The organism is Corallincola luteus (genome assembly GCF_004336975.1).
Classification (GTDB): Bacteria; Pseudomonadota; Gammaproteobacteria; order Enterobacterales; family Neiellaceae; genus Corallincola; species Corallincola holothuriorum.
Window position 1 is genome coordinate 161,268 of record NZ_SJXE01000001.1, and the last position, 26,958, is coordinate 188,225.

The following is a 26,958-nucleotide window of genomic DNA, read 5'->3' on the forward strand; positions in this document are numbered from 1 at the left end:
TTGCAAAACGTTCAACACAGTGAAGGCGAATTGTTTGTCTCACAACAGCAGCTGCACGAGCGGTTAGGCTTTCTCGTCGAATTCGATTCAAATATTGTGCTACTAAAAGGTAGCACCGGAAGTGGTCGAAGTACGACACTGCTCAGTTATGTCACCAATCACGACACCACAACTAATCATGCTTTCGTTCAGTGCCAATCGGACGCTGATGTTTGTCACTATCGCCACCAAATACTGACGCAGCTGATCACTAATCCCTTGTTTGATGAAGCCGATCCCCTGTCTGATAGTTTATTGCGGATGTTGCCTGATGAACCGCAAAGAATGTTAGTGGTGTTGGACGATTGCCAGTTTTTCAGCAATGAAGTTTGGCAGGAAATTGCTGAGTTAATTATCACCTTTCGCAGAGATGGAAAGCATCAATTATCGGTGATTGGCTCCATAGATAGCTCAGCTAACCTGTCACTGGCCAGTTTGGTTGGTGATGGCGTCGTAGAGGTGGCTATGCCACCTTTGCCGATGGAGGAACGCCGCCATTTTCTATCTGAATTACTCGCGGCAGAGCCATCTATGCTGCTCAACAGCGAAGCGATTGAACGTCATCTCGCATTAGCAAAATCACCTGCCGCCGTTATGGCGCTGGCAACAAAAATTAAGGGAGGCGGTGTGAAGAAAACAGCATTTCCGTGGCAACATGCAGTGCTAGCGGGGTTGGTCACTGCGCTGCTTATCGCTTTGTTGTTGTGGGAATTCCAGCCATCTCCCGACGATGCTTCTCCGCGCGTTGAACCTCCCCCTGTAACTGAACGGCTACCTGACGATGAAAAGCTATCTGATCAGGCAATTGGAGAAGAGGTCGTAAAAGCGCCTTCTGTACCGGCAGAGAACCCGATATTGAGTGCCGATGAGTTACTGCCTGCTGAATTGACCGAACCGCCAGTGGAGATTGAAGCTGCGCCGTCAAGTGGTCAAAATGTGGTAATCGAGATCCCCGATGAGCTGCTGATTGAGGCTGAACAGCAGAACTTGCTGCCAGTATCTCCTTCCGTCCCGCCGATCTCGACCGAGGAAAGCGATGGCGATGAGTCAGGTGCAGAGGAGACCGACCCTGCCACAGTGGTGCCTGAGGCGAGCTTGGATGTCACCCCTGAGACAGGTGAGCAAAAAGTCGTAGCTTTGCCGATGACGCAAGAAGATGCGGAAGTTCGCCAGCGCATATCTGCGTGGCCAACAGAGCATTACACACTGCAACTCGGTGTATTTTCTGACGAAGCCGTTCTTGCACGTTTTTACCAGCGAGCAGAAATTGCGCTACTGAAGGATGATATTCTCGAGTACATTGTGACCAAGAAGGGGCTGCCTCGTCATGTGCTTATCTTGGGGAACTTTGCTACTCGTGCAGAAGCTACGGCATACCTGCAAGCGTCTTCGGCAGATCTGCGCGCCTTAAAGCCTTGGACAAAAAGTGTTGCAGCTGTGAAAGCGGACATAACAGAAGCGCAGGGGGCTGCGCGTAGTGAGTAGTAAAGTGCGTGCTTTCCTAAAGTGGGCGGGCGGAAAGTATGGATTAGTTGAAGAGATCAACCGGCGTTTACCCTCGGGTGATACCTTAGTAGAACCTTTTGTAGGTGCTGGTTCGGTATTTATTAACTCTGATTATAAAAATTACCGATTAAACGATATTAATCCTGATCTGATTGGTCTTTATCAGCTCCTAGCAGATCAGGGGGATAGGTTTATTGCCGCGGTGAAACCGCTATTCTCGGAGCAGCATAATACGCCAGAAGCTTACTATCATTGGCGACAAGTGTTTAATCAGAGTGCTGATCCTGAATTGCGTTCGCGACTCTTCCTCTACTTGAATCGTCACGGCTATAACGGGCTCTGTCGTTACAATAAGAAAGGTGCTTTCAATGTGCCTTTTGGTCGTTATAAGCGCCCATACTTTCCAGAAAAAGAGATGGCATTCTTTGCTGAGAAAGCGAAACGAGCCACGTTTACCTGTATGCCATTCGCCGAGGTGATGCGGGCTACCGGGCCAGGCGATGTCGTATACTGCGATCCTCCCTATTGGCCACTTAGCCCCACTGCCAGCTTTACCTCCTATCATGGTGCGGGATTCAATCGCGCCGAGCAGGAGTCTTTGGCGCTGGTAGCACAAGAGGTCTCCTCAAAAAACGGTGTGCCCGTATTAATCAGTAACCATGAGGTAACCGAGACGCGAGCACTTTATGCTCCTGCTAATCTAGATATAGTCCGTGTTAAGCGTACTATCAGTCGTAATGGGTCAGGGCGACAAAAGGTAAGTGAGTTGCTTGCTTTTTACGAGGGGCGGTTAGTCGCGGAATAGGCTTATTTATCTAGTACCCAGCTAACGACAGCTATCAGCGTTAGCACCAGCATTAATGCCATAACGATGCCAGCAATGATAAATGGCACAGGATTGTGGTACTGAAAATCTTGTTTTCTCGCCGCTTCACTTTGCACGCCAAAGAAAGCCGATACTACCGCTCTTATAGCTCGCAACGGGTGAACTGATATCGTCGGGAGTTGCAATTCAGCCCTAGCTCTGGGGTTCTTTCGGCGAGATAGGCTTATCAGTAGTATTCGAACGGGATAGGAGTTCAAGCAGATCGATGAAGTGATATTCCGCCGAACGACTATCGCCAGCTAACCATGCCCACCAGCTTTCATTTGATGCTTTGTTTTGCAATGAGCAGCGGTTTGCAGGGTGGCTGACCGGAAGGCTGGCGTCAAAAGTAATGCTCTCTGCTTCGCAGGAACATGCGTCACCCAGGCTTGTACTAGTGGGCCACTGATGGAAAGCAACAATAGAGCTTAAAACTACGGTTGCTGCACTTGATAAAAAGATCTTCGAACGAATCATTTCACTGCCTCCCTGACAGAGATACAAACAAATATACCACTGCTAATAAAGGGAAACTATGCTTGGAGTGTTAAATAAAGGTTAAATTTTGAGCGGTGTATGCTGTGACAAGAAATAACGCCGCCCGATGGCGGCGTTTATGTTACGGCTGTTGTTCTTACAGATCGAAGTCAACAGCGTAAGAAACAGCAACTTTAACATCGTCTAAGTTGCCGCCGTCGATGTCAGTTTTAGAAACCAACAGACCGAAGCCGCCTTTAGACAAGCTTACGCTGTAATCGGTATAGCTGTCGCCAAACCAATCTTCTGCAGAATCACCGCTGAAGTTACCTACGTGTAGGCCAAGCTCTAAGCCTTCTGAAATTTCAAAAGCGGCGTCAGCATAGACGTAAACCCAGTCATCATCCTGGCCGTCGCTGAATGCGTCATCGCCAGAGTTAACCAGTGTTGCTGCACCTACGGTGAAGTAAGAATAGCTAACAGAACCATATACCTCGCCTAAGTCGATTTCAGCGCTGTCGTCTGGGTATGCATAGTAGATGTAACCTACGTCATAACCGAAGTCACCAACTGCTCCTGCGTAGCCGAAGTAGAAGTCTGCTTCGTAAGATGCGTCGAGTCCGGTTACTTCATCACCACCAAAATCTACGTTTGATGCCCATGTACCTACATAGATACCTGAAGAATGTTCATAGTCGATGCCACCCTGTACGGCTGCGCCGTCATCAGTTTGGGTCACACCACGCCATAAGTAGTTGCTAGTTACGCTAGCGTTGGCTGACAAGCCTTCGATGGCGTATGCGTTAGTAGAAGCGAGTGCTGCAACACCCAAAACTGAGCTGATAGCTAAAGAAAGTGCTTTTTTCATTTTAGTATTTTCCTGGGTTTGGAATTATCGCTGTGGTTAAAGCGATCATCGTGCCAGTTTTTTTAAGGTTATGAAAAGTAATGGTTAATATGGTTTTTGGCCTTGGCGCCGCGGGAAGGGATATCAATTTTTGTAACATCATGGTGCATTAGTTTTACAAAACATTTATCGGTGCATTATTTTGGTGCGGCGCTTTAATTGAGTGCATCCTTCGCGAAAACTGGAGCTGAAAAACTGCCTACTTTTTAGTACACTGCGTCTCTCTTAATAGCTCGGCGAGAAACCACTCATGCAACCTTATCTACTTGCTCCCTCTATCTTATCTGCAGATTTGGCCCGTTTAGGTGAAGAGGTCACCCATGTGCTTGAGGCGGGGGCGGACGTTGTGCATTTTGATGTGATGGATAATCATTACGTGCCGAATCTCACTTTCGGCCCGATGATTTGCCAGGCATTGCGAAACTATGGCGTGACTGCGCCAATCGATGTGCATTTGATGGTGTCACCGGTAGATGAGTTGATCGAACAGTTTGCCGATGCGGGCGCTAGTATGATCAGCTTTCATCCGGAGGCGAGCCAGCATGTCGATCGTTCGTTGCAACTGATCCGAGACAAGGGTTGTCAGGCCGGGTTGGTGTTGAATCCGGCAACGCCACTGCAGGTGTTGGACTATGTATGGGACCGTTTGGACTTTATTTTATTGATGTCAGTTAACCCTGGGTTTGGTGGGCAGGCGTTTATCCCTGCAACGCTGGCTAAGATCGAAGCGGTGAAACAGCAGATAGAGCAGCGTGGTCTGAATATTCGTTTAGCTGTCGATGGTGGCGTGAAACAGGACAATATTGTCGAGATCGCCAAAGCTGGCGCAGATATGTTTATTGCGGGTTCAGCCATTTTTGGCCAAGGTGACTATAACGAGGTGGTAGGCCAATTCCGTCAGAAGTTGGCCACCGTTTAAATGCCGTCGTCCTTTCGTCAGATCCGTGCCATTGCATTTGATCTCGATGGTACGCTTCTGCACAGCGCACCGGACCTGCACTACGCGGTTAACCAGATGCTGATTGAACTTGGCCGTGAACCGGTGTCACTAGGACAGGTAACGGGCTGGATCGGGAATGGTATTGAAGTCCTTGTGCAGCGTGCGCTCAGCCGTAGTTTCAAAGTTGATACTCGCTTGGAGCCAGAACTTGTTGAGCAGGCGTTGGGCTTGTTTAAGCTGCTTTATGCCAACGCACTACACCGCTTTAGCTCGCTATATCCTGATGTAGAAGCCGTGTTGATGGCGTTGAAAGCGGCAGGCATGAAACTGGCCATTGTTACTAATAAAGCGACTGAGTTTACCTTACCGTTAGTCCAACAGTTCGGTTTGTCAGGTTTGATTGACTTGGTGGTCTGTGGTGACACGCTGCCACAGAAAAAACCGCGTCCCGATCAGTTGCTATATTGTGCCGAGCATTTTGATATCTCCGCCACTGAGTTACTGATGGTGGGAGATTCTAGGAATGATATTCAAGCCGCAAAAGCAGCCTTGAGCCCGAGTATTGGCTTGACCTATGGCTACAACTACGGGGAAGATATCGCTCTTTGCAACCCGGATCGGGTACTTAATCAACTAGCGGAGCTCTCGGCGCTGTTATTATCTGTGCCTGAATCCGTGTAACTAATTTTTCAAAGCATTTGCAGGAACATTCACATGTCTAAACCCATCGTCCTTAGCGGCGCGCAGCCTTCCGGCGGTCTTACCATTGGTAACTATTTTGGCGCCATACGTAACTGGATTACGTTACAGCAGGATCATGAGTGCTTATTCATGCTGGTGGATCTGCATGCGATCACGGTCCGCCAAGAGCCAGCGCTGCTGCGCGAGCGTACTTTTGACGGCATGGCGCTGTATCTCGCTTGTGGTTTAGACCCACAACAGAGCAGCGTGTTTGTCCAGTCACATGTGCCAGAGCATGCTCAGTTAGCTTGGATATTGAACTGTTATACACAGATGGGTGAACTGAATCGAATGACTCAGTTTAAAGATAAGTCGCAGAAAAATGTCAACAATATCAATGTTGGCTTGTTTGGTTATCCGGTATTGATGGCGGCAGATGTATTACTGTATCAAGCCAATAAAGTACCTGTGGGCAATGACCAAAAACAGCATCTAGAGCTGACTCGCGATATCGCGACCCGTTTTAACAATCTTCATGGTGATACTTTTGTAGTACCGGACCCCTTTATCCCTGAAGTGGGGGCTCGGATCATGAGCCTGCAGGAGCCAGAGAAGAAGATGTCAAAATCGGATGATAACCCGAATAATTTTGTCTTGATGTTAGAGGAACCAAAGAAGATCGAGAAGAAGATTAAACGGGCGATGACCGATTCTGATGAGCAGGCGCGGATCTATTTCGATCAGCAAGAGAAAGCAGGTGTATCCAATCTGCTGACATTGCTGAGCTGCGCGACAGGAGAATCCGTGGAAAGTTTGGTGCCGCAATACGAAGATAAAATGTATGGCCACTTGAAGAAAGACGTTGCCGATGCTGTGGTCTCGATGTTGACGCCTATCCAACAACGCTATAAAGAGCTGCGTGAAGATGAAACGGCATTGACGCAGATAATGGCGGTAGGTGCAGAGAAGGCATCAGCGATCGCTTCTGAGACCTTAAAAACGGTGTATGAGCGCGTCGGTTTAGTCGCTCGTCCTTAAAGTATTGTTACCGCAATAGAAGGGCTGTCATTGAAGGCAGCCCTTTTCTTTTCAGACGATTGCTTGGCGTATGGCGAACGTCGGTTTTGCCTTAAGATTTATACTGAGGGTTGAGTCTATAGGCGGTTATAGAGTAGGTAGAGATAGATGCTGTTAATGATCGATAACTATGATTCGTTTACCTATAACCTGGTGCAGTATTTTATGGTGCTCGGCCAGCAGGTCGAGGTGGTTCGTAACGACGAAATAACGCTGGCTGAGATCGAGGCGCTAGCACCAGAGTATCTGGTGATCAGCCCGGGCCCCTGCACTCCTGATGACGCTGGTATCTCGCTGCCGGCTATCGAGTACTTTGCCGGTAAGCTGCCTATCTTGGGTGTTTGCTTAGGTCATCAAGCGTTGGGGCAAGTTTTCGGTGCGACAGTCACGCTTGCCAGACAGATGATGCACGGCAAGACCAGTGCCATTAGCCATCGTGGCGAAGGGATCTTTTGTGGATTATCGAACCCACTCACAGTGACCCGCTATCATTCGTTGGTGCTGGACGTTGCGAGCCTTCCCGACTGCCTTGAAGTGACCGCCTGGACTTGCGACAGCAATGGCAAGATGGATGAGGTGATGGCAGTTAGGCATAGAGATATTGCTTTGGAAGGTGTGCAATTTCATCCTGAATCCATTCTCAGTGAGCAAGGGCATGAATTGCTGGATAACTTCTTAACGCGTTACGCGCCATCCTGCTCCCCGATTTGAATTAGCTACTGCGCTTGCTTTTGGTGCTGGTGTATTTCGCTGGCATCACATTTACTCATTGTTAGGCGGGTGTTCATAAGGAAAGCCGTTAGAATATGAGAGACGATTATTGATCCCTTGAGTATCTAAATGGCATCAGCAACAACGCCGTCGCGGGGGCGTTTTCATTCTCAATCATCACAAACCAGCGACCATGAGACCGAGTTGGGTCTGAATGGACCCGCTCATATCCTCGAACAGCGTCACTTGGATTATCTTTGTGGTATCCCTTTCCATACCCCCTCTGAGCTCATTGAGTCTAGTGATGAACAGCAGGTCAAGCTGCAGGGGTTGGCTATTGATCAGCAGCGTCGACAACAGCATGCGCAGCGACTGGCGCAGAAAGAGATGCTGAGGGCAACCTTAGTGCAACGGATCACCGCCCAAACTGAAGCGAAATTGACAGAATTACTCACTGGTAATTGGCCGGCTGTGCTTCAGCAACTGCCGATCAATCCCAAGCTCACTGAGTCATTAGCCATGTTGGCGCTTGATGCGCCAGCATCCCACCTGGAGCAGCAGCTACGGCAGCTGTCCTGGCTGACACGAGAATTGCTCGCCACGGTTAATTCGCCGTTATTCAAGCAAAGCCACGCAATTAAGACGCCAATAGCTGACCTGCCCCATGCGCTGGCAAGCTTTGGTCAAGAACGCTTGAAGCAGTTGTTAGCACGACATTTATGTGAACAGATGTTGCCGGATGATAATCGACCTTTCGCAAATTCTGCTCGGCGGCTTTGGCAGCATGCGCTGGTTAGTGCGAATGCCGCGCATTATTTGGCAGAGAAGCAGGGGTTAGATCCCTATCTCGCGGGTCGTTTGAGTTGGGTCAACAGTTACGGCTCGTTGACGCTATTGAGGTTGATTAAGCAGATTTTTCTGGCACTGTGTGAGCATCACATGCAACAGGCAAGGTTGACAGCTAAACCTGAGATCCATCAAGTGCTTAGCGAGCTAGATCTTCCTGCTACCATGCTCAAAAGGCAATTTTCCCGTTACCAGAAAGTGATCACGAAAGCGCTATTGCCGCAGATTTCTCCTGAATGTAAAACATGTGTTACAGTCAGCCGAGAGCTGCATAGTTCGTTGCCGTGGAAACTCACCTCGCCATACGCTCGAATCGTGAAGTTTGCTAGCTGTTATAGCCAGTATCTATGCTTGAATGAACAGCGTCGGATACAGCTCGATGAGGCTGTAAAGTTAATGGCACAGTACGGTTTTTCAGGTGACGATCTACAGGAATTAACACGGCAAAATCTTAAAAAAGCGCGTGCATAGCCATAGATTGAGTTTGTTATGCAATAACTATGCATTTAAATTGGGTCTTTAGTGCTTATTTTGCATGTTTATTCGTTGTTTAATCAAAATTTCCCTTAGTTGTTCGCATTGGTAATAATGCGGTTACATTAGAGTAGGCTCGGCTGCATTGATATTGAGCAATGAATAGCCAATGTGCCTTCACAAATTCTCGGCCATAGGAGCCAAAGTATGTCAGAGTCGAACGTTTCTCGAGCCCTTTTTGATGAAGTAATGGTGCCCACCTATGCACCTGCGAAGATGATCCCAGTTAAGGGAGCAGGTTCACGGGTTTGGGATCAAGAGGGGCGGGAATATATCGACTTCGCGGGTGGCATCGCTGTGAACTGTCTGGGCCATTGTCACCCTGCCATGGTTGACGCGGTGAAGGCGCAAGCAGACAAGCTTTGGCACTTGAGCAATGTGTTCACTAACGAGCCAGCACTGCGACTCGCTAAGCAACTCACGGAAGCAACCTTTGCAGACAAGGTGTTTTTTGCCAACTCAGGTGCTGAGGCGAATGAAGCAGCGTTGAAGTTGGTGCGGCGCTATGCCGTTGAGAACTTTGGTGAAGAAAAAGACCAAATTATCTCTTTCAAACAGGGCTTCCACGGCCGAACTTTTTTCACTGTCACAGTCGGTGGGCAAACCACTTACTCCGATGGCTTCGGCCCTAAGCCTGGTGCGATTGAGCATTCCCCCTATAACGATTTGGCAGCGCTGGAGGCATTGTTTTCTGATCGTACCTGCGCCGTGATGATGGAGCCGCTGCAAGGGGAAGGTGGAATTATTTCTGCTGATCCTGAGTTTGCTAAGGGTGTTAGAGCGCTATGTGACAAATTTAATGCACTGCTGGTATTTGATGAGGTGCAAACAGGGGTTGGTCGTACTGGCGAGCTATACGCTTATATGGGGCTGGGAGTGACACCTGATGTGCTGACTACCGCGAAGGCATTGGGTGGCGGCTTCCCTATCGCAGCCATGCTCACCACGGATAAATTAGCGCCTTCCCTGAAAGTCGGGACTCACGGTAGTACCTATGGTGGTAATCCGATGGCTTGTGCCGTCGGTGAGGCGGTTCTTTCGTTGGTGAACACGCCTGAAGTACTGGCGGGTGTTAAACAGAGAGAACAGTGGTTCCGTGATGCTCTGAATCAAATTAATGAAAAACATCAGGTATTTTCTGAAATTCGTGGTCAAGGGCTGTTGGTCGGCGCGGCATTAAACGAAAAGTACGCTGGTCGTGCGCGAGACTTCTTAATGGCGGCTGTCGAAGAGGGCACCATGATGTTGGTGGCAGGACCTAATGTGCTGCGCTTTACCCCGTCATTGATTATTCCCGAAGCCGACGTAAAAGAGGGATTGGCTCGATTTGAGCGCGCTGTTGCTAAGATCGTGACTGCTTGATAGCCGGGATATAGAGGGAGGTATAGCTATGTTAGTGATCCGTCCTATTAGAGAATCGGACTATGCGTCGCTTTATCAAATCGCCTGCGAATCGGGGATCGGTTTTACCTCCTTGCCTGTCAATGAAGAGTTGCTGCGCTCCAAGATCACTCGAGCTGTTCGTTCTTTCTCCCGTCGAGCTCATAAACCGGGAGCGGAAAGTTACTTGATGGTGATGGAAGACACCGAATCCGGCGATGTGGTTGGCACATGTGGCATTGAGGCGTGTGTTGGCTTGACCGATGCCTTTTATCACTACCATGTTGGGCAAGTGGTGCACTCTTCCCGCGAATTGAAGATCCATAATATGGTGGAAACGCTGACTCTGTGTAATGACTACACGGGGGCGGCCGAGCTTTGTACGCTATTCCTGCGTGAGAGCCACCGTAAAGGCTTGGCAGGTCGTTTGCTGTCTCGTAGCCGAATGTTACTGATGGCCGAGCATCCAGAGCTGTTTGGTGCCCCTGTGATCGCAGAGATGCGTGGAGTGTCCGACGAACATGGCTGTTCACCTTTCTGGCAATGGTTAGAACAGCATTTTTTCTCCATGGATTTTCCAACCGCCGATTACCTCACGGGTATTGGTCAAAAAGTATTTATTGCCGAATTGATGCCGAAGTACCCTATTTACGTCAACTTGCTGAGTAAAGCGGCGCAAGAGGTGATTGGTCGTGTTCATGAGAAAACACAACCAGCCTTGCAGCTACTGAAAACAGAGGGGTTTAGGTGTAAAGGTTATGTCGACATCTTCGACGCTGGGCCAACGGTTGAGGCTGAACTAAGCCAGATCCGCAGTGTGCGTAGCTCCCAGCGTCGGCATGCGTTGCTCGCAGAGGTCGACAAAGGTTCGCTGTATATGATCGCGAATACCCAGTTAGCTCAGTATCGCTGTACCTTGGTTGAGGCCGTGCTCGATGATGAAACCGGCGCCATAGTGATATCGCCTGAGGTTGCAGATGTTTTATGTGTAAAGCAGGGGGATCCTCTGCGAGTACTGGCCGTGAAGTAAGCCACGAGGAATATAATAATGACAGAGAAAGTACAGTACATCGATGGCAAATGGTTAGCGGGCAGTGGTGAGCTGTTTAGCTCTATCAATCCGGCGACGGGTGAAGTGGTTTGGCAGGGAAATATGGCAGACTCTGCGCAGATTGATGTGGCTATTAGTAGCGCCCGTGCTGTTTCGTTTGAGTGGGCGCAGCGCAGCTTCGAGGACCGATTGACCATTATTCGTCAATTTGGCGAGCAAGTTGCTGGCGCGAAAGAATCATTAGCCTTGGTGATCTCCAGAGAGACCGGCAAGCCGTTGTGGGAGACGCGTACCGAAGTCGCAGCGATGCTGGCGAAGATCGAGATCTCTGTCAAAGCCTATGAAGAGCGCAGCGGCACCGTCGAGAAAGCGATGCCAGTAGGTCGCGCAGTTATTCGCCACAAGCCCCATGGAGTAGTGGCCGTCTTTGGGCCTTACAACTTCCCCGGGCACCTCCCTAATGGGCATATTATTCCGGCCTTGCTGGCTGGCAACTGTATTGTCTTTAAGCCCAGTGAACAGACACCTATGGTTGGCCAGGAAATGGTTAACTTATGGCATGCCGCTGGTCTTCCTGCCGGTGTGATCAATATGGTGCAAGGGGCTGCTGAAACCGGTAAGCACCTGGCTGGCCATCGCGGTATTGATGGTTTGTTTTTTACCGGAAGTTCCCATACAGGCAAGCTGTTGCATCAGCAGTTTGGTGGGCAACCAGAAAAGATCTTGGCGCTAGAGATGGGGGGGAACAACCCGTTGTTGGTGAAAGATGTCAGCGACCCGCAAGCCGCGGTGCATGACATTGTCCATTCAGCCTATATCTCAAGCGGCCAGCGCTGTACCTGTGCTCGTCGTCTATTCCTGCCAAAAGGCGGTGAAGGGGATCAGATATTGGCGCGTCTTATCAAGGCGGTCGAGTTGATCCGTGTCGGCGGGCCGGAGGATGAGCCGCAACCTTTCATGGGGCCAGTTATTTCGCCTGCGGCGGCTGATGCTTTGATGCAAGCACAGGAAGAACTGATTGCCATGGGAGGTAAGTCACTCGTGATGATGCAACGTGGCGATAGTGCGAACGGCTTTATTACCCCGGGACTCATTGAAGTGAGTCAGATCGAGCGATTACCGGATGATGAATATTTTGGTCCGTTACTACAGGTGATCCGTTACGATGATTTTGAGCAAGCCTTAGAAGTCGCGAATGATACCCGTTATGGCTTATCTGCAGGGCTGCTGAGTGACCGCCGAGATCTCTATGATCTGTTTTACAATCGCATCCGTGCAGGGATCGTGAATTGGAACCGACCAATTACTGGCGCTAGCAGTGCGGCACCCTTTGGCGGTGTAGGTGACAGTGGCAATCATCGTCCCAGTGCTTACTACGCGGCAGACTATTGTGCTTATCCTGTGGCCTCTGTGGAGGTCGAGCAGATCTCTATGCCAGATAAATTAAGCCCCGGACTAACCATCGACTGAGCCTGCTTGGTGAAAGTTAAATGAGTAGGGGTCAATCTGGCCCCGCTATCCTTTGTAATCCTAAAACAAGAGTTGAGGTGCCCAATGCATCAACAAGCAACCACCCTGTTTGACGGTTTGTGGCAGCACTACCTGCAAGTGACACCATCGGCAGAAAAAATACATAACCTGTTAGGGCAGCAGGGTGAGATCATCAACGATCATATTGCACTGCGGACCTTTAATCTGCCAGGTATTGGTTTAGATGTTCTTGCCGCTCATTTTCTTACACTTGGATACGAAGCCAAGGAAGAGTATCAATTTGTTGGAAAGAAGCTGTTCGCCCGGCACTTCGAGCATCTCGATCCTGCTTTGCCGAAGGTGTTTATCAGTGAACTGCTAGTAGAACAGTGTTCCCCGGAATTGCAGCAGATCGTAGAGGCGTTGGCTGCGCAGATGGACAAGTCTGTGGTGACTAACGATGACTTTCTCTATTCTGGCCGTCATTGGCAATGTTCACTGCAGGAGTACAAAACCTTACTGGCTGAGAGTGAGTATGCGGCTTGGATGGCTGCTTGGGGCTATCGTGCTAACCACTTTACTGTGTCAGTAAATCATTTGCCCGCTTACCCTACACTCACTTCTGTTAATGAAGCACTAAAACAAGCAGGCTTTGCACTTAATAGCAGTGGCGGTGAGATAAAAGGCTCTCCTGGGGTGCTATTGGAGCAGTCCTCAACCTTGGCTGATCAGGCTAGCGTGCTATTCAGTGACGGTAAGCGACTGGTTCCTAGCTGCTTCTATGAGTTTGCCTTGCGCTATCCTATGGCTAATGGTGAGCTTTATACCGGATTTGTTGCAGCTTCAGCGGATAAAATTTTTGAAAGTACCGATGTGCGTTAGGTGTTGCTCTTAGGACAACAAAAAGGCAGCCCTGAGGCTGCCTTTTCTGTATTCACACAAGTGAATTTTAGCGTGTGCCAAAAACCACTATAGTTTTCCCGTGTGCATGGATGAGGTTTTGCTCTTCCAACATCTTTAAGATGCGGCCCACGGTTTCACGAGAACAACCAACGATTTGGCCTATCTCCTGACGGGTTATCTTGATCTGCATGCCGTCAGGATGGGTCATCGCATCCGGCTGTTTTGCCAAGTTAAGCAATGTTTGTGCAATACGGCCTGCAACATCCAGAAACGCAAGATCACCTACTTTCTGGCTGGTGGTCTGCAAGCGGGCAGCCATCTGACCTGAAAGTCGCATCAAGATTTCAGGGTTAACCTGAATCAGTTGACGGAACTTCTTATAGGAGATCTCTGCTACTTCACATGGTGCTTTAGCTCTCACCCACGCCGTACGTTCTGGTTCGTCTTCGAATAAACCGAGTTCGCCAATAAAATCGCCTTGATTAAGGTAGGAAAGGATCATCTCCTTGCCTTCTTCATCTTTAATCAGTACCGCGACTGAACCCTTAACGATGTAGTACAAGGTATCAGCTTTTTCGCCAGCATGGATCAGCGTACTTTTTGCCGGATACTTGTGGATATGGCAGTGGGAAAGGAACCACTCCAATACCGGGTCGGCCTGTGGTTTGCCTATTAGGGCCATGGGTACTCCTTCCTGTCTTTTGTTTTTAACTTATATATGGTTGACCGACTGGATGTCGAAATCACCACGTTTATCTATTAGCCTTGTAACACCTTGTTAACACGCGGCGTCAACAGGCTACACTACCACAGTTTGTGGCAAAGCCAAGTAGTTATCACTGACCTGAGTCGTGTTTGCTCCGGTTTCGCACAGTTATTTGTCTGTTAAGCCTGCTCTCGAGCGCAAAAACAGTGAAGGAAAGCGAACAGTTGCTTGCTAGTCGCCTGTTTGATGATACATTTATGCTATATATCAAGAGGTTTTTGCATGAGTGACGAGCAGGAACGGCGTCGAGAGACCCGCTATAAACTCCGGAATACTATCACTGCGCAGATTAAGCCTGCGGGATTGGGTGGTATGTTTGCCAAACCGGTCAATATCATGGTGATAAATGTCAGTCCTAAAGGGGTCGGGATCCATTCAAAGGAAGCGCCTCCAGGCGGCAGTGACGCAAAAGTAAAAGTAACGGTATTAGGATTAGGAAATAATCGCACCTTTAGCGGTAAGATTAAGCATCTCAATATTATTCAAAGTGGTTATATGTTTGGCATTGAGTTGGATCTGCCGAAGCATGAAAGCCTAATTTCTTACTTCAAGAGCTGTGAAGCGGAATTTGATATTCGTTGATATCAGCGCACCGTCCATTAATTAAAAAGGCGCCTCATATCGGCGCCTTTTAACTATGCAATCGTTTTGCTTACATGACTTAACGACGTCTAAACTTCAAACCTGCCAGACCTAACAAGCAAAGTGCGTATATTAGGGTGGTGGAAGGAGTCGGTACATCTACAGACAGTAACACGACCATATCATCAGCATCTTTATCTGGGCCTGCACCTGTATCATTTAGAAATACAAAGGTGTGCTCCCAGCCGTTGTAAAAGAACACGTCAGAAACTAAGAAGTTAGGTCCGCTACCAGTTTCATCTGCAGAATTTGCACCGTTTGATACGGACTTGCCAGTATTCGTAACGTAAAACGCGAAGTCGAGATAGCCATCAGGCTCACTATCTGGGGGATCAATCTCTGACTGTTCACCAGACTTAGCTGTTTTGTTACTGAAGACTTGGTCACCACCAAGCAGGAAGTCATAAAGCTGATTATCGAAGCTCGCATCAGTGCCAAGGAAAGTGGCAACATATTTGTTCACAGAGGTGCCGCTATACATCACATTAGCACCACTCCAAACTTTTAACGCGCCCAAACCTAGACCAAACCCTGCTGTTTTTAAGGTTGTTTGATCAAGACTGCCATCCAAAACGCTGAGCAGATTACCGCCACCGACATTTGTTCTGGGGTTAAAAATGCCTGTACCTTTGCTGGTTACCCAATCACCAACAGAGACTGCTACATCGGCACCCGCGGTATCCAAAGCCAGTACTGCTGCTTTCGCTGGAATCGAAAATACGGTGAGTGATAACAGTATAAGGCCAATGAAGTACTTCATATTTGCTCCTTAGTTAATCCATTTACAGGGGTAGCGTCCTTACTACGTTAAAACTACCTCTACGATTAAGTAATGAGCATAACTTGTGCCAACCTATAAAGATCATACTTATCAGCTGGTTGGGAAGGAAGGAGGAAAGCACCGAGCTGTTTTTGTCAAAAAAGGTGACGCTTTTAGAATTCAAGCAATTTACGTCGTTTTTCTAATAACTCTTCAATCATCGGTGCCAATATCAGCTCCATGGCAAAACTCATTTTGCCGCCGGGTACCACTAAGGTATTGAGTCGAGACATAAATGCACCGTCAATCATCTGCAAGCAGTAGGGAAAGTCGACTTTACTGGCATCATCAAAGCGGATCACGACAAAGCTTTCATCTAGGCTGGGGATATCAGATGCTGAGAATGGGTTGGAGGTATCAACGGTTGGTACACGCTGGAAGTTAACGTGGGTACGGGAGAACTGCGGCGTAATAAAGTTAACGTAATCTTCCATAGAACGCAGGATTGATTGGGTGACAGCTTCCCGAGAGTGACCTCGTTCTCCTGTGTCCCTGATGATCTTCTGGATCCATTCTAGGTTTACAATCGGCACCATGCCGATCAGTAGGTCAACGTGTTCCGCAACATTGTTCTCTTCGGTGACAATACCGCCATGTAGGCCCTCATAAAACAGTACATCAGTGTTGTCCGGCAACTCCTGCCAGGGTGTAAAAGTCCCCGGCATTTGATTAAACGGCACCGCTTCATCGAAAGTGTGTAGATAACGACGATAACGTCCGCCGCCACTTTCACCATATATCTTGAAGAAATTTTCCAGTAAACCAAAGTCATTAGCCTTGGGGCCAAAGTAGCTGATGTGTTTGCCCTGCTCTTGTGCTTTGCGGATGGCGACATCCATCTCGGGGCGAGAATAACGGTGAAAAGCATCCCCTTGTACCAAGGCTGCCGTCACTTTTTTGTGGCGGAAGATATGTTCAAACGCGGTGCTGGTGGTTGTGGTACCCGCACCGGAAGAACCAGTGATAGCAATGATGGGATGTTTAGCCGACATGCAGTTAACCTTTCATATATAGAACACTAGTTATCGCAACCTAACCTCACGGGGTCAACCCCGCTGATGAATTAGCTTGAGCTGTCTTCGTTAAATGCTTGCGTTGTAGAGGCCTCTTGCTGCAGTTGTTGCCATGATTGTTTTGACATCAGATTAATTGTTTCATGCAGTTCTGACCATACCAATAAGAGATCGCCATGCTGTAACTGTTGCATAAGCTGTTCGACTTTATGTTGCAAAGGCACCTCATCAATTCCGTAGTCCGTCCCCTCTCGCAGTGCATAGCTTTCGAGGATGCTTTCCAGAGTGTTTGTAGCGAGCTGCTGATAAGGAATGATCATTGTGTTTCCAATTGACTATGAAAAAATTGCGGTACCCGCCGTTCTAACCAGTAACTTGGGCGCCAAGGTAAGCCACCGTCAAGAAAGCCGACATGACCACCATTAGCATACAGTTCATATTGCAAGGAAGGGGGTAATTGTTGCTGCTTCGGGATCACCGCGCTGGTCATAAACGGGTCATCGGCGGCATGGATCAATAGGGTTGGGCGCTTGATCTGGGTAATAAATCTGAGACCACTCATGCGTTGGTAGTAGTCATCAACCCCGCTAAAACCATGCAACGGGGCGGTGATATGCTGGTCAAACTGCCAGAAAGTTCTGAGTTCAGCAATCTGTTGTTGGTTAAGCTCCATCTGCGCCCTAAGTTTGCTGTTCGTCAATTTTCGTTGCACATTTTTCCGCATTCTCGTTAGCAGATGTCGTTGATAAATGCGGGATAGCCCTTGGCCGATACGATCCGCGCAGGCTGCTAAATCCAAAGGGGGTGATATAGCGCAGGCGGCGCAGAGGGGCGAGCTCTTTCCCTTTTCACCCTGATAGCGGATCAACACATTCGCACCGAGAGAGTAGCCAACGGCAAGTAGCGGTGAATCGGGGTGTGCTAGTTGCAGCTTATCTATGAGTGCCGAGATATCGCCGATCTCACCGCTATGGTAGGCGCGAGGCAGGCGATTCGGTTCGCCACTGCAACCGCGGAAGTGCATCAGCACGCCTTGCCACCCCTGATGCTTAATCGCTTGCAACATACCTTGTGCATAGGGGCTGTTCACCGAGCCCTCCAAACCATGGAGTAGAACCACAATGGGCTGTTTACTTGCAGTTGTGCGGCTTAGCCAGTCAAGATCGATAAAATCGCCATCTTCCAGCTCCCAGCGTTCACGCCACGTGTTAACCAGCTTCTTGCGGCGGAGCAGGGTTGGCAAAATAGTTTGCAAGTGGGGATTTTTGAGCCACCACGGGGGGTTAAAGGGTGCGATCAAACGTAGCTCTCCTTGATGACGCTCATTGCATTATACGGCTTTTGAGTTAATCATGAGTAAATGATCTAAACGTTTGTTTGAATTCCTGCTGTGTGGTGGTGATGGATCAGATATCTAGGCGTCGATTTTTACTGACAATGCTGGGTACCGGAACGGTAGTTGCTTTCGGTTCGGTACTCTATTTCGACCGTGACTTGGTCACTCGGCGCCATGCTGAACTGTTAGACCCCTATCAAGAAACCGCTTTGCGGGCATTTTTACCTGTCATTCTTAACGGTGTTATTAGTCGGCAAACGGATCAGCGTGCTGAGCAGATGGATCACCTGATCAGGCAGATAGAACTTGCTTTGAAGTACCTACCGGAATTCAGCCGCGATCAATTTTTAGAGCTGCTCTCACTCTTGTCTCGGCGTTTAAGTCGCTGGGCACTTGCTGGTCAATGGCAACAGCTTGACCAACTTACCATGGCACAACGTATGACGCTGTTGCAGGAGTGGCGTCATAGTTTTCTCGATCTGCTACAGCAAGCTTATCAAGGGCTGCGGGAAATTGTTTTGGCTGCTTGGTACGGCGAGCCATCGCACTGGAGCTATCTCAATTACCAGAAACCATCATGGGTGGTACCGGGCCGATGAAAGATCCGATGGCAGCAGTGTTAAATGCCGGAGCAAAGCATATCGATGGTGCTTTGCTGGGTAACGATTTGCAGTTAGAAGCTGACGTTGCTGTCGTGGGTAGTGGTGCCGGTGGTGGTCTTGCTGCAGAGATATTCGCGTTAGCCGGATTGCGGGTCATTATCATTGAAGAGGGAGGCCTGCACACTAGCAGCAGTTTCAACATGGAGGAGCGCAGCGCATATCCTCACCTCTATCAAGAGGCGGCAGGGCGCAGAACGATGGATGGTGCCATCTCTGTTCTGCAAGGGCGCTGTGTTGGCGGCGGAACCACAGTCAATTGGACCACTTCACTGCGTACTCCTGATAATACGTTGCAACACTGGCAGCAAGCATTTGGTCTCAAGGAGCATACCTCCGAAGCGTTAGCGCCGTGGTTTGAGCGTGTTGAACAGCGCCTGCATATACATCCTTGGGCGGTACCGCCGAATCAAAACAACGCATTATTGGCTCAGGGGTGTGAGCATTTAGGCTGGTCTCATAAAGTGATACCCAGGAATGTGATGGGCTGTGCCAACCTCGGCTACTGCGGTATGGGCTGTCCGATCAACGCTAAGCAATCGATGTTGGTGACCACATTACCGTCAGCAATGGACAACGGTGCCACCTTGATGAGCCATATGCGCGTGGAGCGGTTGGCGCGCGAGCGTGACCGCATATCAACCATTCATTGTCGACCGCTAGATCGGTTTGGTAAGGCGCGGGCAGAAGTTTCAGTACAAGTCAGAGCAACGCAAGTGGTGATGGCCGCGGGGGCTATCGGCACGCCAGCGATCATCATGCGCTCCTCGTTGCCTGATCCTTATGGCATGGTGGGTAAGCGGACATTTTTGCATCCGGTACTGATCAGTGGTGCGCGCTTTAACGAGGCGGTGAATGGGCACAGTGGAGCGCCACAAAGTGTCTATTCAGATCAGTTTCTTTGGCCGACAGCTGAGGAGATGGGATTCAAGCTGGAAGTCCCGCCATTACACCCAATTTTGATCGCTTCTAAGTTGGTTGGTTTTGGTCAATGGCATGCTGATGTCATGGCAGACTTCAATCACCTGCAAGTGACTTTGGCGTTGCTGCGGGATGGTTTTGAGGAGCAAAGCCAGGGCGGTCATGTGGTATTGAGCAGTGATGGTGCGCCGCGTCTCGATTATCCGCTCAATGACTACCTGTGGAAAAGCGCCCGGAATGCCCTGCTGAGAATGGCTGAACTGCAGTTTGCTGCAGGGGCGACAGCGGTTCTACCCATGCATGAATCTGCTGAGATGTTTCCCAGTTGGAAAAAGGCACAGCAGGCGATTAAGCAACTAACGATGGCACCGCGTCAGACTACCTTGACCTCTGCTCATGTGATGGGGGGGTGCGCGATGGGGAATGATGCAGTGAGCTCGGTGATCGATTCAGATGGTCGCTATCACCGCTTAGATAATCTGTGGATCATGGATGGTTCGATGTTCCCGACGAGTTTAGGCGCAAATCCGCAGTTATCTATCTATGCCATGGTGGCAAGAAATGCCACTCGGCTGGCACAGCAGATGACAGGGCAGGATCACAGCAGTTGGCCAAACTTGGCTTGAATCTCTTCGTCTAATGGGATGTTGAGGTGTAGCAGGTAGTTCCAGAAACTTTGTTCGGCTCGTGCATTGTTTCTTTGGGCAGGAGCAAGTCTCTTTAGCTGTTCCACTAATATCTGCTGTTCGATGCGCTCCATGGTCAGTTCGCTGTCCAGTAATTTCTGTTTCAACTGCTCACGTTTATCATCATCCATCCAGGTTGCCGCTTCTGTGGCACGGCGTAACTGGCGGATCATCGCTATATTTTGCTCATGCCACTCAGCCGCAGCCGTTAACATGGTGTCGATCTCTACAGGTGTTAATTCAATGCCCTGTTCCGCTGCCCAACAGATAAGCAGGAGTAAGTTAACGTTGAGGCCTTTTTCATCCTGTAGCCATAAGCAAGCGTCTTTTACGTCTGGCTGTTGATAATGGCTGTAAGAGGCCTGCCAAAAACTATCTGCTTCCAGTTCCATCTAATTGTTCCCTAAATTGTTCTGTTTCTTCTTCTAGTTGCTCTTGCAACTCGAGCCATTCCGCTTCGCTTTGTTCCAGTGTCTGCTTATGTTCGGCCTGTTGCAAAAGCAATTGATTTAGTTCGGCTTTGTTTTCGGCCTCATAAAGTGATGGCTCGGCGAGACGCTGCTCTATTGTTGCCAATGAATCAGTGCTCTTTTCCATCAATTTTTCTAAGTTTTCTATGCGCTTGCGTGTTGCTTTGGTTTGTTGCCGGAACTCGGCTTCCAATCGCTTCTGTGCTTTTCGATCTATTTTTACCGGGGCAGTTTCACTACTGCCGTCAGTACCGTCCAGATCTGAGGCAACCTTGGTGCTGCTCAGTAGCCATTGCTGGTACTCATCCAGATCACCGCTAAAGTCAGTGACTTGTTGGCTATCAACTAGCACAAACTCATCACAACATGATTTTAGTAAATGGCGATCGTGGGAGACAATGACGACAGCGCCTTCGAAGGCTTGCAATGCCATGGTGAGCGCATGGCGCATCTCGAGATCGAGGTGGTTGGTCGGCTCATCCAGTAGCAATAGATTGGGTGCCTGCCATACCAAAATGGCCAAGGCCAAACGCGCTTTTTCACCACCGGAAAAAGGAGCAACCGGTGCGAGCGCTTGATCACCAATAAAGCCGAAGCGGCCGAGAAAATCTCGTAACACCTGTTCCCGCTCTTTCGGTGCCAGTCGTTGCAGATGCAGTAGCGGAGAAGCGTGGCTGTCGAGCGCTTCCAATTGGTGCTGGGCAAAGTAACCGAGGCGGACGCCTTGATTGACTACGATCCCACCGCTCAATGGTGCTAGCTTGCCCGCCATCAGTTTGATGAGGGTCGATTTACCGGCACCATTATGTCCGAGCAAACCCAATCGACTGCCTGGCAGTAACATTAAGTTGACGTTGGTCAGCAGCGGCGTTTTGTTATAGCCAATATCAGTTCGATCCAGTGACATTAGTGGGTTGGGCATATGGGGCGGCGGTGGAAACTGAAAACTAAACGGCGAGGCTTGATGGGCCGGCAGTAGGTCTTCCATTTTTTCCAGCACTTTAATCCGGCTTTGCGCTTGTTTCGCCTTGCTGGCTTTGGCCTTGAAGCGGTTGATAAAGCCCTGCAGTTCAGCTCTTTTTTGCTGTTGCCGGTCAAAAGCGATCTGTTTCTGCAACTGTTGTTCGGCACGCTGGCGTTCAAACGAGGAGTAATTGCCCGTGTATTGGGTGAGCTCGCCATGGGCAATACTGAGGATCCCGCCAATGGTCGCATCGAGAAAGTCTCGATCGTGTGAGATCAGGATGACACTGCCGGGATAGCGTTGTAGCCAACGCTCAAACCAGATCACGGCATCGAGATCCAAGTGGTTAGTTGGCTCATCGAGTAGCAATGCATCAGAAGGCATTAATAGGGCTTGCGCTAGATTCAAGCGCATGCGCCAACCACCAGAAAAATCTGATACTGGTTTTTGCAGTTGGGCCTCTTCAAATCCCAAGCCAGACATCAGGCGAGCAGCTTCTGCTGGCAGTTGGTAACCATTAATGGTTTCAAACGCGCTGTGCAGCTCGGCTAAGGCGTGGCCATCTTCAGCGTGCGCCTCTGCCGCCGCTAGGGCATCACATAGGTGTCGATACTCCACATGGCCATCAAGCACATATTCGATCGCTGGTTTCTGCAATGCTGGTGTTTCCTGCTTCACACTGACAATACGCCATTGAGCTGGCACCTGAATATCGCCGGCATCAACGCTGATTTCACCCCTAAGTAGCTGCAACAAAGAGGATTTACCGCAGCCGTTAGCACCGACTAGGCCAACTTTGTGACCGGGAAACAGAGTGAAACTGGCATTTTCGAGCAGTAGTTTAGCGCCTTGGCGCAGCTCTACCTGATTAAGTTGGATCATGACAACAACAGTGCAGGAATAGTGGGGCAGAAGTTTACCTCATGTCGCTTGGCCGCGACAGAGCTGGCAGATCCTTGCTGGATCGGTACACTGTTGCGCATAAGCCAAGAGGAGTTGATATGGCGCGACAACGTAAACGATTCATTGCCGGAGCCACCTGCCCGGAGTGTCAGCAGCAAGACACCATCATGGTTTATTTTGAAGATGATGTAGAGCAGATCGCTTGTGTTGCTTGTGATTATCATGCATTGCGGCCGGAGCAAGGCGAGAGTGGCGGCCCGGTGGCTGATGATCAACTGATTGGCATATTTAAGCCGGATTGATCCACGGTTCAACAACAAAAAAACCGACAAACGCCGGTTTTTTAATTAATGGGCAGAGTCTGCGACATTAATAGTGTGGCGGCGGGGTTTCTTCCGCTTCACTGGCGATCTGATGACTTTGCATGCTTTTGAACTTGTCAGCCATCAGCTTCAGTTGCCGCTCTACTGTACGCAGGGTCTCATCCTGCTTGGCTAAAACTTCACTGAGTTGCTGGATGGTATCTTCCTGAAAAGCGAGTTTGCTTTCCAGTTCATCAATTCGTATTTCGACGTCTGTCTGACTCATCTTGTTACAGCCTGCTGGTGTTAATTATTGCGGGATATCAATCGGCCAAAATTCGGCGAACCCGCTGGAGCTTTCGGTGATCAGGGTGTTTGCATCCTGGAAGGCGACAGCATACACCACCGCGCTTTGCGGACGGGTATCTTTTCTTGGCGTGACGTACCATTTTTGTAGCCGTTTACCACTGCTTACGTCCCAAAGCGCAAGTACACGAGAGGGGGAGCCGGTGGCAAGGTATTTTCCATCGTCAGAAAACCTGACGGCGCTAAAGATATTCTGCCGTTGAGCAAATTTAAGCTGGCTTATCTCTTTACCTGTTTTCAGATCCCAGATCCTGGAGCCGCGTTTACTGTCGGCGGTAAAGGCATATCTGCCTTGATGGTCTAAGGCAACCATACTGACTCTGGAATCATGCACAAAGCGATACACCGCTTGACCTGTCTGCGTGTCCCAGAGGTAAGCGACGTAATCATTACTGCCAGACAGGGCATAGCGCCCATTTGGGGAAAGATCGACACTGTTAATTTTGGTTTGGTGGCCAAGGAACTCTATGCGCCGCCCTGTGTCTATATCGACGTGAACAACAACACCACTGCTTTTGCCTATGAGTACATAGCGTCCACCTTTGGAGATGGCAACGTCTCTGATGCTGGAGTCGCGGATCTGCCAAAAGCCGACCGATTCGCCTGTACTGATATTCCAGATCGCGAAACGATTAACATCTGCGGTGACGGCAAAGCTGTTGTCATCAGCGATATCTGCTGCTAACACCAAGTTGTCTTCGCCTTCATGGCGCCAGACATACTTAAGGGCATTGCGCTGGATATCCCAAAGTGAAATGGCATGCTGATTCGATGAGACTATCGCATAGCGACCATCTTCAGAGAGTGCGGCAGTATAGGCGCCTCCAACGGCGTGTTCGAACTGTTCGACGGGTGATTCACTTCTCTGGCAGCCGCTGATCAGGCTGGTCAGAGCGATAAATGTGATGATCAAGTTAAACCTAGACATTGGCGCTCGCTATCACTTGTGCTTGATGATGTAAACGGTAGTATAGGGCGCTCATGCGTTCGACTGGAAAGTCGAGTAGCGCCGTTTTGTATATGAAAGTAAAACAAAATGTCCACGCTTTAGCCAGCTAAGCTTTCGTTGGTGGCGCATGGTCGAATCATGATAGGAACGGAGAACACAGAAAAAATGAAAACACTGTTTAAAGTGTCACTGATAGCCTTGGGCGTAAGCGCACTGGTTGCATGCCAACAAGATGCCGCTACTGAGGCTGCACCAGCCAAGTTGGAAACAGAAGCTCAGAAGCAAGCCTATGCGCTGGGTTCATCTGTGGGCAGCTTTATTGCCCGTAACTTGAGCGAGCATGAAGCTTTAGGTATTCAATTGGACCGTGACATGGTTCAAAAGGGCTTTGTTGAAGGTTTAGGTAACAGCGGTCAATTGAGCGATCAAGAGATCCAGACGTTATTGCAAGGTTTGGACGGCCAGTTGAACCAAGCTCGTGAAACTCAAGCTGAAGTGCTGAAAGTTGAAAATAAGGAAAAGGGCGCGGCCTACCTTGTTGAGTTTGCTAAGACTGAAGGCGTTACCGCCACTGAATCGGGTCTACTGTATGAAGTGATGGTTCAAGGCGAAGGTGCTCAACCTAAAGCTGAAGACACTGTGACAGTTCACTATACTGGCACGCTGATCGACGGCACTAAGTTTGATAGCTCCCTGGATCGTGGACAGCCAGCAGTATTTCCTTTGAACCGGGTTATCCCTGGTTGGACCGAAGGTGTTCAGCTGATGAACGTGGGTTCAAAGTATAAGTTCGTGATCCCTTCTGAACTGGCTTACGGCGAGATGGGTGCCGGCACTATTCCACCAAATTCGACATTGATTTTCGAAGTTGAACTATTGGATGTTGAAGTTGCCGCTGCCGCCGCAGAAGCTGGCGCAGCTGATGAACATGAAGGTCACGCGCATTAATTCAATGTGATCTGTTCAACTAAAAAAGGCGCCCTTATGTCGGCGCCTTTTTTAATGAAAGCGGGTTTTTTATTCGGTCAGACAGACATAAAAGATTGCCGCCGGAGGCATACCAGCAGCAATATTGTCTAAATGAGGCTAAGCAGTTTCTGCTTTATTTGATGCGCTTTCAAAAAGTGTCGCTATCAGCTGATCTTCGAGCTCAAATCTCACTTCCAGCGCATTGCCAAGGGCTGCCATATTCTGGTCGAAGCCATCCAGGTCGTCACTTTCCGTGGACTCAGCATAAAGGTCATTAAACTCCAGTGCTGCTTGAGTTGTTTCTGTCAGCCGAGCCTGCTGTTCTTCTGCTAATAATTTGTGCTTACCACCATTGATTTCACATTGGGAAACAATGCGGTCGTACACTTCGAAATGCCCAGCTGAAATGTAATCCACCAACAGCTGACAGAACTGTTTAATGTTATCTACTTCTGGCAGGGTCTGCTTGTCTGCTGTGTATGGTGGTAACCCTGCTAATTTACAGTAGCTTACCAACACGTCTTGACGTTCATTTAGCCAGTTGTCTATGGCATCGTGGCTGCCGCCCCATGCTTTTTGCGCTTGCTCCAATCGCGTTAGCATTACCCTTCTCCTTGCTTCTTCGTTGGAGTTGCCATCGTTACGTTACCGATGGAAGATAGAGGTATCGAGTATTCGATACAGCCGTTATATATACTTTCCCCGAATTTCATCGGGTTGTCTATATCACATCATCTTTGCCTAAGGAGCAAGCGACTTTGTCTCACTATCAAACAGACCCCTCAAATCCTAAGCAGAGTGTGTGGTTTATTGTTTTTGGCCAAAAGATCCTATTGACCTCCAATGGTGATTTACCTAGCGCCTTACCTAGCGCGATTAGCGACGATAAGCTTGAGTCAATGGTGCTAGGCGAGTTACAAGGGAGATCGTGTCACATGGTGGTGCTAGAGCAGGACACTGCTTTTGCACAGGCAGAGATGGTCGATTTACGTTCTTTAGCAGAACGGCTACCTGCTGAACAGTTTGCGATGGCAGGTAAGGCATGTCAGTGGGAAACCTTCCTTAACAACCATCGATTTTGTGGCCGTTGTGGTGCGCGGATGCGACAGGTGCAGTGGGAACTGGCGATGCATTGTGACCATTGTAAGCATCGCTGTTATCCGCGGCTTTCCCCTTGCATTATTGTTGCGGTGCGCCGAGATAGGCAGATACTTTTGGCTCAGAATAAACGTCATAAGAGTGGCGTGTATAGCGTTGTTGCCGGCTTTATTGAACCTGGGGAGACGGTGGAACAAGCGGTGCATAGAGAGTTAGCAGAAGAGGTCGGTATTGCGGTGACTGGATTGACTTATCGTGCTAGCCAGCCCTGGCCATTTCCCCATGCACTAATGATGGCATTCACTGCTGACTATCTTGCCGGAGACCTAGTACTCGAGCAGAAAGAGATCTCTGATGCAGGCTGGTATGCGATTACGGAACGCGAAGTGTGGCCACCGCTACCTGATGATTACACCGTGGCGCGGCAGTTGATTGAGCAGCTGATCGAAGATATTGAACAGAATGATTAAACAGCGGGCATAAAAAAGCCTCACCGGAGTGTGAGGCTGTTAAGCGGCTAAGGTACAGAGTCTCGTTTAGACGAGCTTCTTTGTTATTTTCGCTAGCACACGCTCTTTATATCAAGCACATAGCGTAAGCTGCAATCGGCATAAATTGATACTGTGATACCGCGCATAAATTGGTCGGATCTGTTGTTAAAATGCGTGCGTCAACGCGCAGTGTTATGATGCAGGCAAGCTGCTTAG

General features: G+C 49.3%; 30 protein-coding genes. 17 read left to right on the top strand and 13 right to left on the bottom strand.

What is annotated here, in order from left to right:
- A complete protein-coding gene (locus EZV61_RS00665; protein WP_131413997.1) occupies positions 1-1,524 on the top strand; it encodes an SPOR domain-containing protein in 1,524 nt (507 codons plus the stop codon).
- The gene (locus EZV61_RS00670; RefSeq protein ID WP_114339593.1) at positions 1,517-2,350 is read left to right on the top strand and encodes a Dam family site-specific DNA-(adenine-N6)-methyltransferase; all 834 of its coding nucleotides are present in this window, start codon (positions 1,517-1,519) and stop codon (positions 2,348-2,350) included. Before EZV61_RS00665 ends, EZV61_RS00670 begins: the two co-directional genes overlap by 8 nt.
- A 2-nt stretch (positions 2,351-2,352) precedes the next feature.
- Here EZV61_RS00670 and EZV61_RS19675 read toward each other — a convergent pair whose 3' ends face one another.
- The 3 genes from EZV61_RS19675 to EZV61_RS00685 form a co-directional block, all read right to left on the bottom strand.
- Positions 2,353-2,628 (bottom strand): DUF2970 domain-containing protein, encoded by a 276-nt coding sequence (locus EZV61_RS19675; protein ID WP_338068529.1) that lies wholly within the window; start codon positions 2,626-2,628, stop codon positions 2,353-2,355.
- Entirely contained in the window at positions 2,564-2,887 is a 324-nt protein-coding gene (locus tag EZV61_RS00680; protein WP_114339592.1) for a hypothetical protein, read from the bottom strand. Before EZV61_RS00680 ends, EZV61_RS19675 begins: the two co-directional genes overlap by 65 nt.
- 157 nt (positions 2,888-3,044) lie before the next feature.
- Positions 3,045-3,755, bottom strand: a complete 711-nt coding sequence (locus EZV61_RS00685; RefSeq protein ID WP_114339591.1) for a TorF family putative porin — start codon at positions 3,753-3,755, stop codon at positions 3,045-3,047.
- Positions 3,756-4,044: 289 nt separating this feature from the next.
- Here EZV61_RS00685 and rpe point away from each other — a divergent pair, with 289 nt between their 5' ends.
- From rpe to EZV61_RS00730, 9 genes are all read left to right on the top strand, one after another.
- Entirely contained in the window at positions 4,045-4,713 is a 669-nt protein-coding gene (gene rpe / locus EZV61_RS00690; protein ID WP_131413998.1) for a ribulose-phosphate 3-epimerase, read from the top strand.
- Positions 4,714-5,415 (top strand): phosphoglycolate phosphatase, encoded by a 702-nt coding sequence (locus tag EZV61_RS00695; RefSeq protein WP_131413999.1) that lies wholly within the window; start codon positions 4,714-4,716, stop codon positions 5,413-5,415.
- A gap of 33 nt (positions 5,416-5,448) precedes the next feature.
- Complete coding sequence (gene trpS, locus EZV61_RS00700; protein WP_130566155.1) at positions 5,449-6,453, top strand: tryptophan--tRNA ligase; 1,005 nt, start codon at positions 5,449-5,451, stop codon at positions 6,451-6,453.
- 147 nt (positions 6,454-6,600) lie between these two features.
- Positions 6,601-7,203, top strand: a complete 603-nt coding sequence (locus tag EZV61_RS00705) for an anthranilate synthase component II (RefSeq protein ID WP_114339587.1) — start codon at positions 6,601-6,603, stop codon at positions 7,201-7,203.
- 129 nt (positions 7,204-7,332) lie between these two features.
- Complete coding sequence (locus EZV61_RS00710) at positions 7,333-8,520, top strand: HDOD domain-containing protein (protein ID WP_131414000.1); 1,188 nt, start codon at positions 7,333-7,335, stop codon at positions 8,518-8,520.
- Between the two features lie 210 nt (positions 8,521-8,730).
- A complete protein-coding gene (locus EZV61_RS00715) occupies positions 8,731-9,945 on the top strand; it encodes an aspartate aminotransferase family protein (protein ID WP_131414001.1) in 1,215 nt (404 codons plus the stop codon).
- Between the two features lie 28 nt (positions 9,946-9,973).
- Positions 9,974-10,993: an arginine N-succinyltransferase gene (astA, locus tag EZV61_RS00720; RefSeq protein WP_131414002.1), complete on the top strand. Its 1,020-nt coding sequence runs from the start codon at positions 9,974-9,976 to the stop codon at positions 10,991-10,993.
- A gap of 18 nt (positions 10,994-11,011) precedes the next feature.
- Complete coding sequence (astD, locus tag EZV61_RS00725) at positions 11,012-12,484, top strand: succinylglutamate-semialdehyde dehydrogenase (RefSeq protein ID WP_114339583.1); 1,473 nt, start codon at positions 11,012-11,014, stop codon at positions 12,482-12,484.
- A gap of 84 nt (positions 12,485-12,568) precedes the next feature.
- Positions 12,569-13,366, top strand: a complete 798-nt coding sequence (locus tag EZV61_RS00730) for a DUF1338 domain-containing protein (RefSeq protein WP_131414003.1) — start codon at positions 12,569-12,571, stop codon at positions 13,364-13,366.
- Positions 13,367-13,433: 67 nt separating this feature from the next.
- Here EZV61_RS00730 and crp read toward each other — a convergent pair whose 3' ends face one another.
- On the bottom strand, positions 13,434-14,069 hold the full coding sequence (crp, locus tag EZV61_RS00735) for a cAMP-activated global transcriptional regulator CRP (protein ID WP_131414004.1): 636 nt from the start codon (positions 14,067-14,069) through the stop codon (positions 13,434-13,436).
- Between the two features lie 306 nt (positions 14,070-14,375).
- Here crp and EZV61_RS00740 point away from each other — a divergent pair, with 306 nt between their 5' ends.
- Positions 14,376-14,735 carry a PilZ domain-containing protein gene (locus tag EZV61_RS00740; RefSeq protein ID WP_158538110.1) on the top strand — a complete coding sequence of 120 codons (360 nt, stop codon included), beginning with the start codon at positions 14,376-14,378 and terminating at the stop codon, positions 14,733-14,735.
- Between the two features lie 79 nt (positions 14,736-14,814).
- Here the strand turns inward: EZV61_RS00740 and EZV61_RS00745 are convergent, their stop codons facing one another.
- The 4 genes from EZV61_RS00745 to EZV61_RS00760 form a co-directional block, all read right to left on the bottom strand.
- Positions 14,815-15,555 (bottom strand): hypothetical protein, encoded by a 741-nt coding sequence (locus EZV61_RS00745; RefSeq protein ID WP_131414005.1) that lies wholly within the window; start codon positions 15,553-15,555, stop codon positions 14,815-14,817.
- Between the two features lie 173 nt (positions 15,556-15,728).
- Positions 15,729-16,607, bottom strand: a complete 879-nt coding sequence (locus EZV61_RS00750) for a phosphoribulokinase (RefSeq protein WP_114339847.1) — start codon at positions 16,605-16,607, stop codon at positions 15,729-15,731.
- 71 nt (positions 16,608-16,678) lie between these two features.
- Entirely contained in the window at positions 16,679-16,948 is a 270-nt protein-coding gene (locus tag EZV61_RS00755; RefSeq protein WP_131414006.1) for a YheU family protein, read from the bottom strand.
- Positions 16,945-17,928 (bottom strand): hydrolase, encoded by a 984-nt coding sequence (locus tag EZV61_RS00760; RefSeq protein ID WP_130566163.1) that lies wholly within the window; start codon positions 17,926-17,928, stop codon positions 16,945-16,947. The genes EZV61_RS00755 and EZV61_RS00760 overlap by 4 nt, the downstream gene beginning before the upstream one ends.
- Positions 17,929-18,029: 101 nt before the next feature.
- Here EZV61_RS00760 and EZV61_RS00765 point away from each other — a divergent pair, with 101 nt between their 5' ends.
- The gene (locus EZV61_RS00765) at positions 18,030-18,563 is read left to right on the top strand and encodes a hypothetical protein (RefSeq protein WP_131414007.1); all 534 of its coding nucleotides are present in this window, start codon (positions 18,030-18,032) and stop codon (positions 18,561-18,563) included.
- Positions 18,542-20,170, top strand: a complete 1,629-nt coding sequence (locus EZV61_RS00770) for a GMC family oxidoreductase (RefSeq protein ID WP_114339851.1) — start codon at positions 18,542-18,544, stop codon at positions 20,168-20,170. The genes EZV61_RS00765 and EZV61_RS00770 overlap by 22 nt, the downstream gene beginning before the upstream one ends.
- On the opposite strand, the gene EZV61_RS00775 is transcribed toward EZV61_RS00770, so the two are convergent.
- Together EZV61_RS00775 and EZV61_RS00780 are read right to left on the bottom strand one after the other, a co-directional pair.
- Positions 20,143-20,622, bottom strand: coding sequence for a TIGR02444 family protein (locus EZV61_RS00775; protein WP_114339852.1), 480 nt, complete (start codon positions 20,620-20,622; stop codon positions 20,143-20,145). The genes EZV61_RS00770 and EZV61_RS00775 overlap by 28 nt on opposite strands.
- Complete coding sequence (locus EZV61_RS00780; protein ID WP_131414008.1) at positions 20,603-22,546, bottom strand: ATP-binding cassette domain-containing protein; 1,944 nt, start codon at positions 22,544-22,546, stop codon at positions 20,603-20,605. Before EZV61_RS00780 ends, EZV61_RS00775 begins: the two co-directional genes overlap by 20 nt.
- 119 nt (positions 22,547-22,665) lie before the next feature.
- Between EZV61_RS00780 and EZV61_RS00785 the strand changes: the two genes are divergently transcribed.
- Positions 22,666-22,869, top strand: a complete 204-nt coding sequence (locus EZV61_RS00785) for a YheV family putative zinc ribbon protein (protein ID WP_114339854.1) — start codon at positions 22,666-22,668, stop codon at positions 22,867-22,869.
- A gap of 67 nt (positions 22,870-22,936) precedes the next feature.
- Here EZV61_RS00785 and EZV61_RS00790 read toward each other — a convergent pair whose 3' ends face one another.
- Complete coding sequence (locus tag EZV61_RS00790) at positions 22,937-23,155, bottom strand: SlyX family protein (RefSeq protein WP_114339855.1); 219 nt, start codon at positions 23,153-23,155, stop codon at positions 22,937-22,939.
- 24 nt (positions 23,156-23,179) lie between these two features.
- Positions 23,180-24,163, bottom strand: a complete 984-nt coding sequence (locus tag EZV61_RS00795; protein WP_131414009.1) for a WD40 repeat domain-containing protein — start codon at positions 24,161-24,163, stop codon at positions 23,180-23,182.
- Positions 24,164-24,349: 186 nt separating this feature from the next.
- Between EZV61_RS00795 and fkpA the strand changes: the two genes are divergently transcribed.
- Positions 24,350-25,132 carry an FKBP-type peptidyl-prolyl cis-trans isomerase gene (fkpA, locus tag EZV61_RS00800; RefSeq protein ID WP_114339857.1) on the top strand — a complete coding sequence of 261 codons (783 nt, stop codon included), beginning with the start codon at positions 24,350-24,352 and terminating at the stop codon, positions 25,130-25,132.
- A gap of 138 nt (positions 25,133-25,270) precedes the next feature.
- On the opposite strand, the gene rsd is transcribed toward fkpA, so the two are convergent.
- Positions 25,271-25,756 (bottom strand): sigma D regulator, encoded by a 486-nt coding sequence (gene rsd / locus EZV61_RS00805; protein ID WP_114339858.1) that lies wholly within the window; start codon positions 25,754-25,756, stop codon positions 25,271-25,273.
- Positions 25,757-25,911: 155 nt separating this feature from the next.
- Here rsd and nudC point away from each other — a divergent pair, with 155 nt between their 5' ends.
- Positions 25,912-26,721, top strand: coding sequence for an NAD(+) diphosphatase (gene nudC / locus EZV61_RS00810; protein ID WP_165569491.1), 810 nt, complete (start codon positions 25,912-25,914; stop codon positions 26,719-26,721).
- Positions 26,722-26,958 lie beyond the last annotated feature (237 nt).

Excerpts from the sequence above, each read along its gene's own strand:
- EZV61_RS00680 (WP_114339592.1), bottom strand. The coding sequence starts at position 2,887 with ATGATTCGTTCGAAGATCTTTTTATCAAGTGCAGCAACCGTAGTTTTA.
- EZV61_RS00685 (WP_114339591.1), bottom strand. The coding sequence starts at position 3,755 with ATGAAAAAAGCACTTTCTTTAGCTATCAGCTCAGTTTTGGGTGTTGCA.
- rpe (WP_131413998.1), top strand. The coding sequence starts at position 4,045 with ATGCAACCTTATCTACTTGCTCCCTCTATCTTATCTGCAGATTTGGCC.
- EZV61_RS00695 (WP_131413999.1), top strand. The coding sequence starts at position 4,714 with ATGCCGTCGTCCTTTCGTCAGATCCGTGCCATTGCATTTGATCTCGAT.
- trpS (WP_130566155.1), top strand. The coding sequence starts at position 5,449 with ATGTCTAAACCCATCGTCCTTAGCGGCGCGCAGCCTTCCGGCGGTCTT.
- EZV61_RS00705 (WP_114339587.1), top strand. The coding sequence starts at position 6,601 with ATGCTGTTAATGATCGATAACTATGATTCGTTTACCTATAACCTGGTG.
- EZV61_RS00710 (WP_131414000.1), top strand. The coding sequence starts at position 7,333 with ATGGCATCAGCAACAACGCCGTCGCGGGGGCGTTTTCATTCTCAATCA.
- EZV61_RS00715 (WP_131414001.1), top strand. The coding sequence starts at position 8,731 with ATGTCAGAGTCGAACGTTTCTCGAGCCCTTTTTGATGAAGTAATGGTG.
- astA (WP_131414002.1), top strand. The coding sequence starts at position 9,974 with ATGTTAGTGATCCGTCCTATTAGAGAATCGGACTATGCGTCGCTTTAT.
- astD (WP_114339583.1), top strand. The coding sequence starts at position 11,012 with ATGACAGAGAAAGTACAGTACATCGATGGCAAATGGTTAGCGGGCAGT.
- EZV61_RS00730 (WP_131414003.1), top strand. The coding sequence starts at position 12,569 with ATGCATCAACAAGCAACCACCCTGTTTGACGGTTTGTGGCAGCACTAC.
- crp (WP_131414004.1), bottom strand. The coding sequence starts at position 14,069 with ATGGCCCTAATAGGCAAACCACAGGCCGACCCGGTATTGGAGTGGTTC.
- EZV61_RS00740 (WP_158538110.1), top strand. The coding sequence starts at position 14,376 with ATGAGTGACGAGCAGGAACGGCGTCGAGAGACCCGCTATAAACTCCGG.
- EZV61_RS00745 (WP_131414005.1), bottom strand. The coding sequence starts at position 15,555 with ATGAAGTACTTCATTGGCCTTATACTGTTATCACTCACCGTATTTTCG.
- EZV61_RS00750 (WP_114339847.1), bottom strand. The coding sequence starts at position 16,607 with ATGTCGGCTAAACATCCCATCATTGCTATCACTGGTTCTTCCGGTGCG.
- EZV61_RS00755 (WP_131414006.1), bottom strand. The coding sequence starts at position 16,948 with ATGATCATTCCTTATCAGCAGCTCGCTACAAACACTCTGGAAAGCATC.
- EZV61_RS00765 (WP_131414007.1), top strand. The coding sequence starts at position 18,030 with ATGGATCAGATATCTAGGCGTCGATTTTTACTGACAATGCTGGGTACC.
- EZV61_RS00770 (WP_114339851.1), top strand. The coding sequence starts at position 18,542 with ATGGGTGGTACCGGGCCGATGAAAGATCCGATGGCAGCAGTGTTAAAT.
- EZV61_RS00775 (WP_114339852.1), bottom strand. The coding sequence starts at position 20,622 with ATGGAACTGGAAGCAGATAGTTTTTGGCAGGCCTCTTACAGCCATTAT.
- EZV61_RS00780 (WP_131414008.1), bottom strand. The coding sequence starts at position 22,546 with ATGATCCAACTTAATCAGGTAGAGCTGCGCCAAGGCGCTAAACTACTG.
- EZV61_RS00785 (WP_114339854.1), top strand. The coding sequence starts at position 22,666 with ATGGCGCGACAACGTAAACGATTCATTGCCGGAGCCACCTGCCCGGAG.
- EZV61_RS00790 (WP_114339855.1), bottom strand. The coding sequence starts at position 23,155 with ATGAGTCAGACAGACGTCGAAATACGAATTGATGAACTGGAAAGCAAA.
- EZV61_RS00795 (WP_131414009.1), bottom strand. The coding sequence starts at position 24,163 with ATGTCTAGGTTTAACTTGATCATCACATTTATCGCTCTGACCAGCCTG.
- fkpA (WP_114339857.1), top strand. The coding sequence starts at position 24,350 with ATGAAAACACTGTTTAAAGTGTCACTGATAGCCTTGGGCGTAAGCGCA.
- rsd (WP_114339858.1), bottom strand. The coding sequence starts at position 25,756 with ATGCTAACGCGATTGGAGCAAGCGCAAAAAGCATGGGGCGGCAGCCAC.